This is a genomic window from Enterococcus sp. HMSC076E04 (genome assembly GCF_001814285.1).
Classification (GTDB): domain Bacteria; phylum Bacillota; class Bacilli; order Lactobacillales; family Enterococcaceae; genus Enterococcus_B; species Enterococcus_B lactis.
This window is the reverse complement of sequence record NZ_KV815597.1, coordinates 76,593-92,676: the sequence shown is the minus strand read 5'-3', so window position 1 is coordinate 92,676 and position 16,084 is coordinate 76,593. Positions and strand designations below refer to the sequence as shown.

At 38.4% G+C, this 16,084-nt stretch carries 15 protein-coding genes and 1 other RNA gene; 13 read left to right on the top strand and 3 right to left on the bottom strand.

All coding sequences use genetic code 11. The annotated features are described in order from the left end of the window. The first annotated feature begins 186 nt into the window (after window positions 1–186). The 4 genes from HMPREF2961_RS07135 to HMPREF2961_RS07120 all read left to right on the top strand — a co-directional run bounded on the left by HMPREF2961_RS07135 (window position 187) and on the right by HMPREF2961_RS07120 (window position 3,370). Window positions 187–633, top strand: coding sequence for a Fur family transcriptional regulator (locus HMPREF2961_RS07135; RefSeq protein WP_002289542.1), 447 nt, complete (start codon window positions 187–189; stop codon window positions 631–633). Between the two features lie 272 nt (window positions 634–905). Beyond that, window positions 906–2,258, top strand: coding sequence for an NADH oxidase (locus HMPREF2961_RS07130; RefSeq protein WP_002309372.1), 1,353 nt, complete (start codon window positions 906–908; stop codon window positions 2,256–2,258). A gap of 232 nt (window positions 2,259–2,490) precedes the next feature. After that, window positions 2,491–2,778, top strand: coding sequence for a DUF5960 family protein (locus tag HMPREF2961_RS07125; protein WP_002309371.1), 288 nt, complete (start codon window positions 2,491–2,493; stop codon window positions 2,776–2,778). Between the two features lie 148 nt (window positions 2,779–2,926). Continuing rightward, window positions 2,927–3,370, top strand: a complete 444-nt coding sequence (locus HMPREF2961_RS07120; RefSeq protein WP_024636288.1) for a MarR family winged helix-turn-helix transcriptional regulator — start codon at window positions 2,927–2,929, stop codon at window positions 3,368–3,370. Between the two features lie 2 nt (window positions 3,371–3,372). On the opposite strand, the gene HMPREF2961_RS07115 is transcribed toward HMPREF2961_RS07120, so the two are convergent. Then, complete coding sequence (locus tag HMPREF2961_RS07115) at window positions 3,373–4,560, bottom strand: MFS transporter (RefSeq protein ID WP_070704419.1); 1,188 nt, start codon at window positions 4,558–4,560, stop codon at window positions 3,373–3,375. A 267-nt stretch (window positions 4,561–4,827) separates the two neighbouring features. Here HMPREF2961_RS07115 and HMPREF2961_RS07110 point away from each other — a divergent pair, with 267 nt between their 5' ends. Together HMPREF2961_RS07110 and nth are read left to right on the top strand one after the other, a co-directional pair. Then, a complete protein-coding gene (locus HMPREF2961_RS07110; RefSeq protein ID WP_024636290.1) occupies window positions 4,828–5,526 on the top strand; it encodes a DnaD domain-containing protein in 699 nt (232 codons plus the stop codon). Between the two features lie 6 nt (window positions 5,527–5,532). Beyond that, entirely contained in the window at window positions 5,533–6,210 is a 678-nt protein-coding gene (gene nth, locus HMPREF2961_RS07105; protein WP_002315087.1) for an endonuclease III, read from the top strand. 16 nt (window positions 6,211–6,226) lie between these two features. Here the strand turns inward: nth and HMPREF2961_RS07100 are convergent, their stop codons facing one another. Both HMPREF2961_RS07100 and recU read right to left on the bottom strand, forming a co-directional pair. Beyond that, window positions 6,227–8,605: a PBP1A family penicillin-binding protein gene (locus tag HMPREF2961_RS07100; protein WP_002315086.1), complete on the bottom strand. Its 2,379-nt coding sequence runs from the start codon at window positions 8,603–8,605 to the stop codon at window positions 6,227–6,229. Further along, window positions 8,595–9,242 carry a Holliday junction resolvase RecU gene (recU, locus tag HMPREF2961_RS07095; protein ID WP_002309362.1) on the bottom strand — a complete coding sequence of 216 codons (648 nt, stop codon included), beginning with the start codon at window positions 9,240–9,242 and terminating at the stop codon, window positions 8,595–8,597. Before recU ends, HMPREF2961_RS07100 begins: the two co-directional genes overlap by 11 nt. Window positions 9,243–9,305: 63 nt before the next feature. On the opposite strand from recU, the gene HMPREF2961_RS07090 reads away from it, so the two are divergent. From HMPREF2961_RS07090 to HMPREF2961_RS07060, 7 genes are all read left to right on the top strand, one after another. After that, window positions 9,306–9,845: an SLOG family protein gene (locus HMPREF2961_RS07090; RefSeq protein WP_002315085.1), complete on the top strand. Its 540-nt coding sequence runs from the start codon at window positions 9,306–9,308 to the stop codon at window positions 9,843–9,845. A gap of 89 nt (window positions 9,846–9,934) precedes the next feature. After that, complete coding sequence (gene gpsB, locus HMPREF2961_RS07085; protein ID WP_002295835.1) at window positions 9,935–10,354, top strand: cell division regulator GpsB; 420 nt, start codon at window positions 9,935–9,937, stop codon at window positions 10,352–10,354. Window positions 10,355–10,375: 21 nt separating this feature from the next. After that, window positions 10,376–10,743, top strand: an RNA gene (gene rnpB, locus HMPREF2961_RS07080) — RNase P RNA component class B. A gap of 157 nt (window positions 10,744–10,900) precedes the next feature. Then, a complete protein-coding gene (locus HMPREF2961_RS07075; RefSeq protein WP_070704416.1) occupies window positions 10,901–12,067 on the top strand; it encodes a THUMP domain-containing class I SAM-dependent RNA methyltransferase in 1,167 nt (388 codons plus the stop codon). Between the two features lie 45 nt (window positions 12,068–12,112). Beyond that, window positions 12,113–13,609, top strand: a complete 1,497-nt coding sequence (locus HMPREF2961_RS07070; RefSeq protein ID WP_002315083.1) for a carboxypeptidase M32 — start codon at window positions 12,113–12,115, stop codon at window positions 13,607–13,609. Between the two features lie 80 nt (window positions 13,610–13,689). After that, window positions 13,690–14,373 carry an HD domain-containing protein gene (locus HMPREF2961_RS07065; protein WP_024635165.1) on the top strand — a complete coding sequence of 228 codons (684 nt, stop codon included), beginning with the start codon at window positions 13,690–13,692 and terminating at the stop codon, window positions 14,371–14,373. A 495-nt stretch (window positions 14,374–14,868) separates the two neighbouring features. Next, entirely contained in the window at window positions 14,869–16,059 is a 1,191-nt protein-coding gene (locus HMPREF2961_RS07060; RefSeq protein WP_002315081.1) for a glycine C-acetyltransferase, read from the top strand. The last annotated feature ends 25 nt before the right edge of the window (window positions 16,060–16,084 follow it).

Below are 16,084 nucleotides of genomic sequence, written 5' to 3'. Positions count from 1 at the left end.
AAGAAAATACAAAAATCTATGATAAGAAAAGAGTTAGTTGAATAGAGACGTAGAATGGTGAACATGACTGTTTTACGTCTTTTTTTCATTAAAATACAATAAAATTGAATTTTCTTTTCATGTTAAGTGGATTTTAAAATGTAAAAATAGTATGATAAGACGAGAATAACAACGTGGGGTGTTTACATGGAAAATAAGTTAGTCGAAGAGGTTATCGAAAAGTTAAAAAAAGAGAACATTCGAATCACACCTCAACGGTACGCGGTTTTAGAATATTTGATTGAACATCATTCCCATCCAACAGCTGATGAGATTTATAAAGCACTTGAACATCGTTTCCCAAACATGAGTGTTGCGACCGTTTACAACAATCTTCGTCTGTTTACTTCGATTGGATTTGTTCAAGAAATGAAGTACGGCGATGCTTCTAGCCGTTTTGATTTCAGCTCAAAGCGTCACTATCATGTGATTTGCGAAAACTGTGGTAAGATCGTTGATTTTCATTACCCAGGGTTAGAAGATATAGAAATGGCTGCGAGTAGGCTGACTGATTTTGAGATTAACGAACATCGGCTGGAATTGTATGGACTTTGTCCAGACTGTAAAGAATCAGCAAAAAAGGCACAAATGTAAAAACAGTTTCTACAAGTGTTACACCTAAAAAAGCTGGCTGCGTAAAAAAACGCTAGCTTTTTTTTATTTTTTTGTCTTTTATTCACAAGGACAAATGTTAAAGTGAATATTATCACAATAAGAATCTTGCTAACAATGGATTTCTATGATTGTAAATGAGTAAAACTACAAATAAACCTTTGTGAATTCACAAGCATTAAACTGTTGTATCCGTTTTATTTCTGTTATAGTAATTTTGTCGAAGGACAAAATGTTAATCGGAGGGACCATAAATGAAAGTAGTAGTAATTGGCTGTACTCATGCAGGTACTGCAGCTGTAAAAAGTATTTTAAAAAATCATCCAGAAGCAGAAGTGACAGTATATGAAAGAAATGACAATATTTCTTTCTTATCTTGCGGTATCGCACTTTATGTCGGCGGAGTAGTAAAAGACCCAGCAGGCTTGTTCTACTCAAACCCTGAAGAATTATCTTCATTAGGAGCAACAGTTAAAATGGAACACGATGTAACAGACGTCGATACAGAAAACAAAACAGTGACGGCAAAAGATCTGAAAACAGGAGAAACAGAAACGGTTTCTTATGATAAATTAGTAATGACAACTGGTTCATGGCCTATCATCCCACCGATTAGTGGAATTGATGCAAAAAATGTACTCCTCTGCAAAAACTACAACCAAGCAAATGAAATCATTGCACAAGCGAAAGAAGCGAAACGTGTAGTAATCGTTGGTGGTGGGTATATCGGTATTGAATTAGTCGAAGCTTTTGTCGAATCTGGAAAACAAGTAACATTGATTGATGGGTTAGACCGCATCTTGAATAAATATCTAGATAAACCATTCACAGATATCCTAGAAAAAGAATTGACAGACCGCGGTGTCACTCTTGCACTAGGTGAAAATGTCACTGAATTCATCACAGATGAAGAAGGAAAAGTGAAACAAGTAGCTACACCAACAGATACATTTGATACAGATATGGTCATTTTATGTGTGGGCTTCCGTCCAAATACAAAACTGATCGAAGGAAAAGTAGAGACACTGCCGAACGGGGCAATCAAAGTAAATGAATACATGCAAACAAGTGATCCAGACATTTTTGCCGCTGGAGATTCAGCAGTAGTCAACTACAATCCAAGTGGTACACAAAACTATATTCCTCTGGCAACAAATGCCGTGCGCCAAGGCTTGCTTGTAGGAAATAACTTGACAGAGCATAAAATGGCGTATCGTGGGACTCAAGGAACTTCAGGACTTTATCTATTTGGCTGGACGATTGGCTCGACAGGAGTAACTAAAGAAAGCGCAACATTGAACGATCTAGAAGTCCAAGCAACGGTATTTGAAGATAATTATCGTCCAGAGTTCATGCCGACTACCGAAAAAGTAATGATGGAGTTAGTTTATGAAAAAGGCACAAATCGTATCGTTGGTGCTCAGTTCATGTCTAAATACGACATTACGCAATCAGCAAATACTATGTCTTTAGCTGTTCAAAATAAAATGACTGTAGAAGATCTTGCTCTTTCAGACTTCTTCTTCCAACCACATTTTGACCGTCCTTGGAATTACTTGAACCTACTTGCACAAGCAGCGCTAGGCGAAATCGAAACAGCACAATAAAGAAAGACAGACGGGAGCGGTTATGAAAGAGCTGTTTAGTTTTGACTGATTACCGTTTATTTTGGAAAAAGGGTTGTGACGCGTTTTTTGTCACGACCCTCTGTCTTTTTGTGAAAAGTACAATTAGTTGTCTTTCTTCGCATTTTTTGTCACAATAAGCAACAAAGATAAAGCTGTTACATAAAAGAACAAGCAGTTTTACTTGAACTTGAAAAGAAAGGTGAGAAAGAAGATGAATAAAGAATATTTTGTCCAACAAGATGCATTTTTAGAAGATTATAAAAATGTTGCGAAAGAGTCGACGATCAATATAGATGAGTTGGCGGAGCAAGTGCTCTCTCAATTGAATGAAACACAAGAGGAATATTATACGATGCCAGCAGAAGATGCGAAAGATAATGCTTCTCATCGTTTTCCTTTCAGTCGGCGCATCTACTCAGATGAAAATGACGGCACATTGAATACGGAGTACACATATGAAGGACAGCCGTATGAACTAGAAACAGAAGATGATGTTTAAACACCGTTTATTCGGAAAAAAGGGTTATGACATTTTTGTCAAACCCCTTTTTTCTTGATTTCATTCTCTTTTTTACTACAAAATCCTTTTAACTTTGTTGTTTAGGAAACAAAAAAATAATATAATGAAAGAAAAAGAAGGTGTAGAAATGGATAAAAGACAGCTGCTAATAGAAGAATATCTGGATTTAGCTAATGAGATTATTCATCGTAATAAACCAGAAATGGAAAAAGAATTTGCAGGATTTACGCTAAATGAACTAGAAGTGATTGAACATATCGGGAAAATCCCTGATCCTAACGTGACAAAATTAGCGAATGCTAGTTATATGACTAGAGGAGCCATCAGTAAGTTAACAAAAAAGCTGATAGTCAGAGGGATCATAAACACTTATCAAAGCGAAGAGAATAAAAAAGAAATCTATTTTCAATTGACGCCAATCGGACAAAAAATAAGGAATAGACACGAGCAGCTCCATCAAAAATGGGTCCAGCGAGATGCTGCTGTATTTGAAAATATGTCAAAAGAAGAATTTGACACAGTATTTCGTTTTATCGGTCGATACAGAGAATTTATACGAAGTAGCAAATGAAACTAATGTTTTATATTGTAATAATAATAGGCAAAAATCATAAGCAAAAACCCGAATATCGTCGGAAGAAATGGTGCTACGGGATAAAGCTGTCCTGCGATTAGCGGGCCGATGACGCGCGATAGAGATTGTATGCTTTGGGTACCGCCCATTACAAGACCTTGCTGGTTTTCTGAGACAGAATTGGATAGTTGGCCATTGAATACAGGAGTAAAAATAGAATCGCCAAAACCATAACAGATAATCCCAAATAAAAACAAAATCGGCAGTAGAAGAATTCCAGATAATGTGATGAATAAATAGGCGAGGATTTCACTGTACATTCCTATTCTTGTGATCTGCTGTTCTGAAATTTTTTTGAGCAATCGAGGCATAATGAACAATTGCGAGACAATATCCAAGATTCCAATCAAAGAGAAGCTTAAACCAACCAACCCCGCTTTCCACTGAAAGGTGTCAATCGAAAATTGAGAAAAGATAGATTGAAGAGAGCCAGCCGCTAACCAAACAGCAAAACCGGCTGTCAATAAAGGAATAACGGATGAAATCTTGAATAATTGTTTTAATTGGTGAAAAGGTCTTACATGGGAAAAACTTAAATCTACTGAATGTTTTTTCATTGGAAGGCTTTCTTGCATAAATGTGTAGCCATAAACGGCATTTAAGAAAGTAAAGAGTGCTCCAATAAATATAGGAACAGAATTCCCCAACTCAGCTAATAGACCACCTATAATAGGACCAAGCGTTGTTCCTATACCGACTAAAGCACCCATCCATCCAAAAACTTTGGTTCTTTCATTAGGTTCCGTGATGTCGGCAAAGTAAGCGTATAAGGTGGAGATTTCTCCTGCTGTCAATCCTTCAATGATACGACCAAGGAACAACATCCATATCGAATTTCCTAAACCAAAAATCAAATATCCAATACTTGATCCTAATAAACTGATAATAAGGATCGGACGACGCCCAAAATGATCACTTAAGCTACCGAGAATGGGGGCAGATAAGAAGGCAGCTAGAGCATAAACAGACATGAGCAAAGTGATATAGAAAGCTTGCTGATGTGCGGAGTGGGAATAAGGCAGCGCTAAAAAAGGAAGTACAGGACTGACGATAGTAAATCCTAATCCAGTGAATAAGACAGAAATATATCCAAAAACTTTAGAATGTTTATTTGTGAAACTGAACATTTAAAAAACTCCTTTATGAAATAATGTTAACTTGGAAACAAAAATAGTGTATAGTAAGTTTGTTTCCTTGTCAACATTATAAGGAATAGCAAAATCTACTTAATTTATTTATTCCGAAAAGTGAAGATGCGCATCAAAAACATAAACAAACAAAAATCAAGTAGACGACACTATAAATCTGACCGATCAGTGAAGCAATAGAAAAGAAACCTGTTCTTGCTTCCCATGTTTTTTTTACGTATACTGTGATTGAGCGGAGGAGAAATCATGTTGAATTTAGAAAATTACTTAAGCGCTGGACAAACAGTCATATCTAATCTTTTACTTAAAAATTATCATAGGATCGGTCTGCAATCTGAAGAATTTTTATTTGTTCTACAGTTGCACATGGCACAGCTTGAAGGAGATACTTTCCCTGATTTGCAGATGATTGCTATGGATATGGGAATCAAACAAGATCAGATTTTTCAAATACTGGATCGTCTCGTAACAAATGGATTTATCAAGATAGAAACGACGATTGTCAACGGTAAAAAAGCAGATCGATATAATCTTTACCCTATTTATGATCAATTAGGTGAGTATTTAAAAACACAAGAAAAAAAATACGAAGAAAAAACACAAGAAAAAGAAATCCAGTCAGTGTATCAATTATTTGAACAAGAATTTGGACGCCCGCTTTCTTCGATCGAGTTCCAGCGGATTGGTCAATGGCTAGAAGAAGACCATTATCAGCCGGAAATTTTGAAGCTAGCACTACGGGAAGCCGTATTGAATCAGGCTTATAGTTTTAATTATGTTGACCGCATTTTGCTATCGTGGGAAAGAAAAAATCTACGTACAAAACAGCAAGTAGAAGAAGACCAAAAACGAAGGAAACAGCAACTTCTTCAAAGAAAAGTAGAGCAGCCGACTCAACAAGAAGAATTGCCAAAAGTTTCGCTGAAAAATTGGTTGGAGGAGTAGCAGGATATGTTAAGCAAACAAAAGACAATGGAAGCTCTAGAAACGATGTATGAAATGTTCCCAGAAGCACACGGAGAACTGAAACACAATAATCCATTTGAGTTATTGATTGCAGTGATCTTAAGTGCCCAAGCGACAGATGTATCAGTAAATAAAGCAACGCCAGATTTGTTTGCCTCCTTCCCAACACCTGATGCATTAGCAGATGCTCCAATCGATGAAATCATCCTCAAAATAAAAACGATTGGTTTGTATCGTAACAAAGCAAAAAATATCAAAGCGTGTGCACAGCAGCTGATTGAACGTTTCGACGGACAAGTACCAACGACAAGAGAAGAATTGATGTCTCTTCCTGGCGTGGGCAGAAAAACGGCAAATGTCGTATTAGGAGATGCATTCGGGATACCAGCAATCGCAGTAGACACCCATGTTGAGCGTGTTTCAAAACGACTGAGGATCTGCAAACTAGATGCCTCGGTCATGGAAGTAGAAGAAACACTGATGCGGAAAGTGCCGCAAGAATTATGGGTAAAGACACATCATACACTGATTTTTTTCGGTAGATATCATTGTACAGCAAAAAATCCTAAGTGTGAGGTGTGTCCTTTGCTATCAATATGTCAAGATGGGAAAAATCGGATGCGCCTAAAAGAAAAGGCGCTAAAAAAGAAACCACGCCTGTAGACGTGGTTTCTTTTATCTATCTGTTTCCAGAAGCTGAGGTGCTACTGGATGGTGTATGGTCATTTGCAGCATCCGCTTCGCTAGTTGCTGGTTCACTGGAAGAAGCAGGAGGAGCAGATGAAGACGGCGTCGAGCTTTCTTCAGATGAAGAAGAAGGAACCGTTGTTGATGACGCTGGCTCGCTTGTCTCTGCTGTCGTGCTTTCTGTTGAGGACTCAGCGGTTGATTCACTTTGACTAGTAGAGCTAGTTTGAGTCGTCGTCTCTGTTGTTGAACTTCCAGGAGTCTGGACATAGCTGGAAGAAGGAATAGTTGTTGATGGCGCAACTGTATTTGATCTCACTGTATATTGATCCTTATAGTACAGTTCACCGCCCACACGTATCAAGCCACTTGGCATCTCCCAGTCTGTATTTGTCACGTTAGCTGAAACATACTGCATAAGCTCGCGATAAACATCAGAGGCCACGTGTGACGATTCTGAAGTGACAGGTGTCATTTTCTTGTTGTAACCTGTCCACACGGAAATCGAATAATTTGGTGTATAGCCCGCAAATAGGATATCTGGATATACACCGGAAGAAATACCAAGTTTCGCATACTCGTCATCTGTATAATTTGATGTTCCGGTCTTACCGGCTTGATATAACCCAGCGATTTGCGCATTCGTACCAGTACCTTCAGTGATTGTATCTTTTAAAATATCCGTGATCATATAAGCTGTTTCTGGAGACATGGCTGTTTTTCCATCTGGTTCATAAGTTTCTTCTGTACCGTCTTGGAAGACGATTTTATTAACATATTGAGGTTTGTAATAGGTTCCTCCATTGGCGAAAGCCGCATAGGCTGCTGCCATTTTTAAGGAAGAAGCTCCGTATTTTGTCCCATCTTGTTCTTCCGTATTACTAGAGATCGCATTCGATTGATGGATCGTACTGTATTCGATCCCAAGATTTTTTAAGAAAGAAGCCACTTTATCTGAACCGACTTCATTGAATAATTTGACTGCTGGAACATTACGGGATAAGTAAAGTGCTTGGCGTAAAGTAATGGTGCCCATATATTGATTATCCCAGTTTCCTACAGGAGTAGAAGTGCCTTCATAGTTATACGGTGCGTCAGTGATAGTTTTTCCAGTAGAATATTTCAAATATTCAAAAGCTGGTCCGTAATCTGTGACAGGTTTCATCGTAGAACCAAAATCACGGGAAGTATTCACTGCTAAGTTGTTGCCTAAAGTCACGTCTTCTGCGATGTGACGCCCGCCAATCTGGGCTTTGACTTTCCCGGTATTTGTGTCGATAAGCGTGGAGGCAACTTGCATCTCGTCGTCTGGATAAGAGACATACTGATCCGTATTGACGATATCATATAGTTTCTTTTGAGCATCCAGATCCAAATTCGTATAGATCTCTAAACCGTCTGTGTAGACATTCTTATCTGTTTTTTCTTGTACTTCATTGATGACTTCTTTGACATAATTATCGACGATCTTAGTGTTGTCATCAGATTGAGTCAGCTCTTGCAAACCATCCATTACCGGTACATTGACAGCTTGATCATATTCTGTTTGAGAGATTTTTTCGTTTTGAAGCATCGTATACAAAACAGTATCTCGCCTTTTTTTCGCCTGATCGGGATAAACATAAGGATCATAGGCAGAAGGGGCTTGAGGCATTCCAGCAAGCAATGCTGTTTGTGGTAAAGAAAGTTCTGATAGTTTCTTACCAAAGTACATCTCAGAAGCTGTCTCCATCCCGTACAAACCATTTGACATGTACACTTTATTTACGTAGTAGGTCAAAATTTCTTGTTTCGATTTTTTCTGTTCCAATCTTACAGCCATCCACGCTTCTTGAGCCTTCCGTTTCAGAGTCTGATCCTCGGCGCTGGTAGAGAAGAAGGACAGTTTGATCAATTGTTGTGTCAAAGTACTTCCGCCTTGTAGACCGCCAGAGGTGAAATTAGAAAGGGCAGAACCGATGATCCGAATAGGGTCAACCCCGATATGTTTATAAAAACGCCGATCCTCTACTGACACGATCGCATCTTCCAATGTTTTCGGTAATTCATTTGCAGAAATCTTTTCTCGCTTTTCCGCACCTAGATCTTCGAATAATTCGCCATCTTGTGTATATAATTTGGAAGATACGGTAGCGTCCAATTTTTTATCTGTCAATTCGGGCGCATCTTTTGCGTAATACCAGAACAGTCCTACACCTGCTAAAAAGAGGATACAGAAAAACGAGAGGATGCCTAAAAGGATTTTGATAAACAATCCTTTTTTATGTGGTCCAGAAGTCTTCCCAGAACCTTTGCCCGAATTCTTCTTCACACTCTTTTTAGGAGTAGGCTGTTTCTGTCGTCTAGAGCTTCTAGTTTGTTCATTTGCCATTCTTGCTTTCTCCTTCAATAGATAATGTTGATAAATAGAAATCAACCGCGTCCAAATAAGGAATCCGCGGAGAAATACCAGTTTTGATCTCTATTCCTAGTTCTTCGATCAATGATAAAGGCAGTGATTTGCGTCCTTTTTCCTTTTGGGCATCCCAGTAAGCAATCAAATGAACACTATTCAAATAAAAACAGCGTTTCAATGTCGAAAACCATAATAAGACAAAGCAGACTCCTTTTTGTTCGAGGCATGCTTTCATGTGTTCGATTTGATGGGCATGGAAGTTTTTAAAGGGAAACGATGTTTTGTTCTTGGTTTCTTTTGCTTCAAAGTCCAAGTAAAAGCCTCGATAGACGCCATTATAGTCTGTGGTTGAGGCTTGGGTAAAGTAGGCTTCTTTGATTACAGCAGCGCTTCTCTTAGGATAGTCTACTTTCACGATTTGGATAGGGGTAGGCTTTTTATGGATAACTGCCAACCCGCGGGAAAGATAATACTCATTACTTTCATTGATTGCTTCTTCAAAGCGCATCCCCCGATTGCCGAATTCGGTGATTTGTTTTCTTTTTTCTTGAATTTTTTCGACGGGAGAGGCATTCTTATAATAAGGTTGGCCGTTTGGATAGCGCAATACCATCTTTAATCACACTCCTAGGCCACATTATAGCAAAAAAGCAGATAGAAAGAAAAGGAATCTGAGATGGATAAGTCAAAAGTAATCTATGTGTCTGGGTATCGAAGTTTCGAACTCGGTGTTTTTAAAGAAAATGACCCTAAAATACAAGTTGTTAAAAATGTTTTAAAAAGGGAACTCCGTCAATTAGCAGAAGAAGGGGTGGAATGGATACTTGTCAGTGGGAATTTGGGCGTTGAACTATGGACCGTGCAAACAGTAGCGGAATTGAAAGAAGAATATCCGGAACTTTCCCTTGGTATTTTGTATCCTTTTGCTGATTTTGGTAATAACTGGAATGAAGGGAACCAAGAGAAGAAACAATTAGCAGAACAATTAGCAGATTATGTCGAAGCTGTTAGCCATCAACCCTACCAATCACCTAGTCAGCTAAAGAATCATACTCGTTTTATACTTGAACATACAGTAGGCTGTCTGCTGATCTATGATGAAGAATTCCCTGGGAAAACGAAGTATTTTTTTGAAGATGCACAGAATTACCAAGCAGATCATCCCTACGAAATTCGGCTGATCAGTATGGACGATCTTCAAAATTTTAGTGAATAATCGATATTGTGTTTGATTTATCAACTTTTTTCCTATACAATGAAAAAGGTAGAAATGTTATTACGTAAATGAAAACTAGAGGTGTAAATATGGCGAATTTGGTTTATAGTCCTAAAGACATTTTACAACAAGAATTCAAAACAAAAATGCGCGGCTATGATCCCGTTGAAGTTGATGAATTCTTAGACAATATCATCAAAGATTATGAAACTTACAGCAAAGAACTCCTTGCTTTACAAGAAGAAAACGATCGATTGAGTGCAAAAGTAGCTCAATTATCTAAAACTCAAGGAGCAGCTCAAACACGTGTGCAGCAAACAGAAGCACCGAAGAGCGCAGCAGTAACCAATTTCGATATCTTAAAACGCTTGTCAAACCTTGAACGTGAAGTATTCGGTAAAAAGCTTGATCAACAAGCAAGTGCAGTCAAACCAGCACAACCTAATCCAAATAACTACACAAATGCAGATACAAGCTTAGATGATAATGAAAAAACACGTCAATTTTAATTTTTGACTAATGAATTTGCGGTTTTCGGGTAATCGCGGTCTGACTTGATCAGGCTGAGGAAAGTCCATGCTCGCACAGGCTGTGATGCCTGTAGTGTTCGTGCTTAGCGAAACCATAAGCTAAGGTACTCTTTGGAGTAACGGCAGGAAAACAAGCTAAGGCTTCGGCTATGCTTAAGTATCCTTGAAAGTGCCACAGTGACGAAGCGGCTGGGGAAACCCATCCGGTGGAACGCGGTAAACCCCTCGAGCGAGCAACCCAAACAATGGTAGGGGCGCTTTTTGTCTGGAAGAAGAACAAGACAAAAAGGCAGTACAACTGCAGATAGATGGTTACCGCTTTGCTTTTTCTCCCTGGAAAAGCAAAGTACAGAACATGGCTTATAGAAAACCGCAAACATCAGGGAATAAGGTCGTGACAAAAGTATGTTGTTCTTATTGCAAAATAGGCTTTTGTGTCACCGGTTATTCGGAGTTTGAGTAAAAGCGTGGGGTAGGACTGACTGATGTCCCACCCCCCTTTTTTTATAAATAAGGAGATTATGTATGGAAAAAAACAGGAAGTTCAACCTCGTCGCAACTGCGGCAAGCGGTCTCGAAGCGCTGGTTGGTAAAGAATTAAGAGTTCTTGGAATCGAATGCCAAGTTGAGAACGGACGTGCACGATTTGAAGGAACAATGGAAACGATCGCTACAGCTAATTTATGGTTACGTACAGCAGATCGAGTAAAAATCGTGGTTGGGGAATTCGATGCGTATACGTTTGATGAATTGTTTGAAAACGTAAAAGCATTGCCTTGGGAAGATTTTCTTCCACTAGATGCAGCTTTCCCTGTAGCTGGAAAATCGATTAAGTCGAAACTGTATAGTACACCTGATTGTCAGGCGATCACAAAAAAAGCAATCGTTGAACGTCTTCGTACGTATTACCATCGTCCAGCTTCTGTTCCATTGACGGAAACAGGCGCACATTTCCAATTGGAAGTAGCTTTGCTGAAAGACCATGTGATGGTAACTTTGGATACGACAGGACCAAGTTTATTCAAACGTGGTTATCGCTTAGAAAAAGGCGGTGCACCATTGAAAGAAAACATGGCAGCAGCACTTGTGATGCTGACAAATTGGCGGAAAGATCGTCCATTTTATGATCCTGTATGTGGTTCAGGTACGCTTTGTATTGAAGCAGCCTTAATAGGCCATAATATCGCACCAGGATTCAATCGCGAGTTTGCTTGCGAATCTTGGGACTGGTTCAGTCAGGAAATCATGGAAGAGGTTCGATCAGCAGCAGAAGAAAAAGCAGATTATGATATTGAATTAGATATTACTGGTTCAGATATCAATGGACGAATGATTGAAATTGCCAAAGCCAATGCTGAAGAAATCGGACTAGGCTCTTCGATTGTCTTTAAACAACAAGCAGTGAAGGACTTCAAGACAGATAAAGAATATGGGGTCATCGTTGCTAATCCGCCATACGGAGAACGACTAGGGGAAGAAGAAACCGTTCGACAATTATATAAAGAAATGGGCGATGTATTCCGTCCATTAAAAACATGGAGTAAATATATCTTGACTAGCGACTTAGCGTTTGAGGAATTTTACGGACAAAAAGCAACCAAAAAAAGAAAATTGTATAATGGTGCTTTGCGTACGGATCTGTTCCAGTATTGGGGAACTCGTCCGCCTAGAAAAAAAGAGAAAGACGAATAATCTGACTAATTGATTCATTTAATTGGATGTTTGGAGGAATAGGGAATGAAAGAAAAAGAGTTTTTACAAGAAGTAAAAGAAATCAATCTTCTACAACAAGCTTTAGGAATCCTCGATTGGGATACACAAACAGGTATGCCAGAAAAAGCTAGTGCATACCGGAGTGAAGTAGATAGCTATCTTTACAGTATTTATTTTTCAAAAAAGATCGGTCCAAAAATTAAAGAAGCCATTCGCTATTTTTCTGAACATCCGGAAGAATTATCGGAAGTCGGAACGTCCGTTTTTGACAAAGTAAAAGAAGAGTATGATTTAGAACATCGCGTACCGGAAGATCTCATGAGAAAATATACAGCTGCTGTTTCTTCCGCTCATGGTCAATGGCAAAAAGCTAGAGAAACACAACAGTTTTCTGATTTTCAAGAAGCATTGAACCAAAATATCGAATTGACAAAACAATTGATACCTTATTGGAAAAAAGAAGAAAAGACAGATTATGATGTTTTGCTGAACCAATATGAACCTGGGATGACTGTTGAAATCCTCGATAAGGTGTTTGATCAACTCAAAGAAGGAATTCTTACGATCCGCCGTACGCTCCAAGAAAAAGGGACGGAACCTGAAACAGACTTCTTAAATCGGAGAATGACAAAGGAACAACAGAAGAGATTTGTAGTAAAAGTGATCGAACAACTTGGTTATGATTTTAGTCGTGGTCGTCTAGATGACACTGTCCACCCATTTATGACTGGAATCAATCCAAATGATGCACGGATCACGACACGCTGGAACGAAACAGATTTCAAAATGGCTGTTTTTGGAGTGATCCACGAGGCTGGTCATGGAATGTATGAACAAGACATCGATGATAAATATGCTTATACACCAATTTACCAAGGTACATCAATGGGTATTCATGAATCACAATCGTTGTTTAATGAGATCATTGTGGGAAGTAGTCGCAGCTTCTGGAAAAAGCAATATCCTTTCTTCCAGGAATGTGCAGAAGGAACATTCGATGATATTCCTTTTGACAAGTTTTATCGTTCATTGAAACATACACAATCAAGTTTGGTTCGTATCGAGGCAGACAGTTTGACTTACCCTCTCCATATCATCATTCGTTATGAAATCGAAAAAATGATTTTCAATGAAGGGGTAGATGTTGCTGAATTACCTGAAATATGGAATCAAAAATATGAAGAGTATCTGGGAATACGACCAACAAATGATGTGGAAGGGATCTTACAAGACGTTCATTGGTCAGGTGCAAGCTTTGGTTATTTTCCCTCTTATGCATTGGGGTACATGTATGCGGCACAATTACTTCATTCTTTGCAGCAAGAAATAGATGTGGAAAATGTTCTAGCGTCAGATGATTACTCTCCAATCAAAAATTGGATGTCAGAGCATATCCATCAATTTGGTGCATCTAGAAAGCCAAATCAATTGATTATGGATGCAACGCATGAACCACTTAATCCACAATATCTGATCGATTACATGAGAGAGCTATATTTCAATGTATATCAGGTAAGATAAAACCTATTTATAAAGATAGCTGGAATTCATCTAATCAATTAGATGTTTTCAGCTATTTACTTAAGAAAGAAGTGGACTGGATGGATAAATTACAAGTAATCGCTGATTATAGCATAGAACAATTAGCACATGATCAAACGGGACATGGAAGCGACCATACCAAAAGAGTCGTCAAGCTAGCAGAAAGAATTTTGGATACGGAACCGCAGGCAGACCGTTTTGTGACGCTTGCAGCAGCTTACCTACATGATACGATTGATGATAAAGTCGTTAAAGATGAGAACGAAGCAAAGCAACAGCTTCGTGTATTTCTTCGCTCTTTGCCAATCACAGAGGAACAGATTTCAATGATTTTTGCCATTATCGAAAATATGTCCTTTTCTAAAAATCTCTCTGAAGCAGTCGAACTATCTTTGGAAGGAAAGATCGTTCAAGATGCTGATCGTATCGAAGCGTTAGGAGCAATCGGCATTTTGCGAACTGCTTATTTCGGTGGAGGACATGGACACCCGATTTTTGATTCTGAACTGTATCCACAAACATTCAAGGACAAAAAAAATTACCGAAAAGGCACGACAGTGATCAATCATTTTTATGAAAAACTGTTTTTGCTGCCTGATAAAATGAACACTGATTACGGATACAAAGAAGCCAAACGTAGAGAAGGCTTTATGCGTGAATTTTTAGAAGAATTTTTTCTAGAGTGGTCTATTGACGATCCATCTTTCACACCAGATAATTGGATCAAAAATAACAAAAAATGATGGAGATTGTGTCCGAGGAGTTGGCAGGAGAACACCGTTTATTCGGAAGAAGGGATTGTGATAAGACATTTATCACAGTCTTTTTTTCAAATTCAATATAAATATTTTGTGAAAAAATGATCAGATAATAAGATTAAAAATTGCTGATAAATAAAGATGAAAGCTTTTTGCTTATTTTTTTATTTTTATTGGTCTATGCTAGAAATAGTTTAAAAATTCAGAATATACTAGATTTTATCTAGCTAGCTTCCATCAATGGTTTTGTTGTGTTTTCTTTCTAGGTAAATCAAAATACCACTATTATTTAAAAGTTAACTTTTCATACTATACAAGTTCTTGGAAAGTAAAAAGATGCAGTAAATAAAAAATATGGTTAAATAACTCTCATAATTAATGTAAGCGTTACCAATCGTGTGGCATACTTGCTTCGTAGATGAATGACACGATATATGTTTGGTATGTTCTGCAAGACAGATGAATATGGAGGTGGAGGCCATGTCTTCCAAAGAGTTAACGATGTATTTGGAGAAAGAATTGGAGCAACTGAAAGAAAAGGGATTGTACAACACGATCGATATACTAGAAAGTGAAAATGGTGCTTGTATCATTGTAGACGGAAAAAAGATGATCAATCTGGCATCCAACAATTACCTCGGGTTTGCCAATCGCAAAGAATTGAAAAAAGCATGTATTGAAGCAACTGAAACTTATGGCGTAGGAGCAGGTGCAGTCCGAACAATCAATGGCTCGCTGAAGATCCATCAACAATTAGAAGAAAAAATCGCAGAATTCAAAGGGACAGAAGCTGCAATCGCCTTTCAATCTGGATTCAACTGTAATATGGGCGCTATCTCTGCAGTAATGACAAAAGAAGATGCTATCTTATCGGATGAATTAAACCATGCATCTATCATTGATGGCTGCCGTTTATCCGGAGCAACAATCATCCGAGTCAAACATCAAGATATGGAAGACCTTGAGAATAAAGCGAAGGAAGCCGTAGAAAGTAAGAAATATAAAAAAATCATGTATATCACAGATGGGGTTTTCTCCATGGATGGAGACATTGCGCGATTGCCGGAAATCATCCCGATCGCCGAAAAATATGGACTGATCACCTATGTAGATGATGCGCACGGCTCAGGTGTAACTGGAAAAGGTGCAGGAACCGTCAAACATTTTGGATTAAGCGACAAAATTGATATGCAAATGGGTACGTTATCGAAAGCTGTAGGTGTTGTTGGGGGTTATGTAGCTGGTTCAAAAACACTGATTGACTGGTTGAAAGCCAGAAGCCGGCCATTTCTATTTTCTACCTCGCTAACTCCTGGAGCAGCTGCATCTGCGTTGGCTTCGATCTCTTTGATGCAAGAACATCCGGAACTTGTCGAAAAAGTTTGGGAAAATGCTAATTATTTTAAAGAAGAATTGAAAAAAGTCGGCTATAACATCGGTGTGTCTGAAACACCTATCACTCCAGTTATTTTAGGAGATGAAAAAGTGACTCAGACTTTCTCTAAGAAACTGATCGAACATGGGATTTATGCTAAACCAATCGTTTATCCAACTGTTCCTCTGGGGACAGGCAGAATCAGAAATATGCCGACTGCGGAACATACAAAGGAAATGCTTGATGAAGCAGTGGCGGTTTATCAAAAAATAGGAAAAGAAATGGAAATTATTTAACTAATTTAGTTTTTTCGCATATTTA

Excerpts from the sequence above, each read along its gene's own strand:
- HMPREF2961_RS07075 (WP_070704416.1), top strand. The coding sequence starts at position 10,901 with ATGGAAAAAAACAGGAAGTTCAACCTCGTCGCAACTGCGGCAAGCGGT.
- HMPREF2961_RS07070 (WP_002315083.1), top strand. The coding sequence starts at position 12,113 with ATGAAAGAAAAAGAGTTTTTACAAGAAGTAAAAGAAATCAATCTTCTA.
- HMPREF2961_RS07060 (WP_002315081.1), top strand. The coding sequence starts at position 14,869 with ATGTCTTCCAAAGAGTTAACGATGTATTTGGAGAAAGAATTGGAGCAA.
- HMPREF2961_RS07090 (WP_002315085.1), top strand. The coding sequence starts at position 9,306 with ATGGATAAGTCAAAAGTAATCTATGTGTCTGGGTATCGAAGTTTCGAA.
- HMPREF2961_RS07135 (WP_002289542.1), top strand. The coding sequence starts at position 187 with ATGGAAAATAAGTTAGTCGAAGAGGTTATCGAAAAGTTAAAAAAAGAG.
- HMPREF2961_RS07120 (WP_024636288.1), top strand. The coding sequence starts at position 2,927 with ATGGATAAAAGACAGCTGCTAATAGAAGAATATCTGGATTTAGCTAAT.
- nth (WP_002315087.1), top strand. The coding sequence starts at position 5,533 with ATGTTAAGCAAACAAAAGACAATGGAAGCTCTAGAAACGATGTATGAA.
- HMPREF2961_RS07100 (WP_002315086.1), bottom strand. The coding sequence starts at position 8,605 with ATGGCAAATGAACAAACTAGAAGCTCTAGACGACAGAAACAGCCTACT.
- gpsB (WP_002295835.1), top strand. The coding sequence starts at position 9,935 with ATGGCGAATTTGGTTTATAGTCCTAAAGACATTTTACAACAAGAATTC.
- HMPREF2961_RS07125 (WP_002309371.1), top strand. The coding sequence starts at position 2,491 with ATGAATAAAGAATATTTTGTCCAACAAGATGCATTTTTAGAAGATTAT.
- HMPREF2961_RS07065 (WP_024635165.1), top strand. The coding sequence starts at position 13,690 with ATGGATAAATTACAAGTAATCGCTGATTATAGCATAGAACAATTAGCA.
- HMPREF2961_RS07110 (WP_024636290.1), top strand. The coding sequence starts at position 4,828 with ATGTTGAATTTAGAAAATTACTTAAGCGCTGGACAAACAGTCATATCT.
- HMPREF2961_RS07115 (WP_070704419.1), bottom strand. The coding sequence starts at position 4,560 with ATGTTCAGTTTCACAAATAAACATTCTAAAGTTTTTGGATATATTTCT.
- HMPREF2961_RS07130 (WP_002309372.1), top strand. The coding sequence starts at position 906 with ATGAAAGTAGTAGTAATTGGCTGTACTCATGCAGGTACTGCAGCTGTA.
- recU (WP_002309362.1), bottom strand. The coding sequence starts at position 9,242 with ATGGTATTGCGCTATCCAAACGGCCAACCTTATTATAAGAATGCCTCT.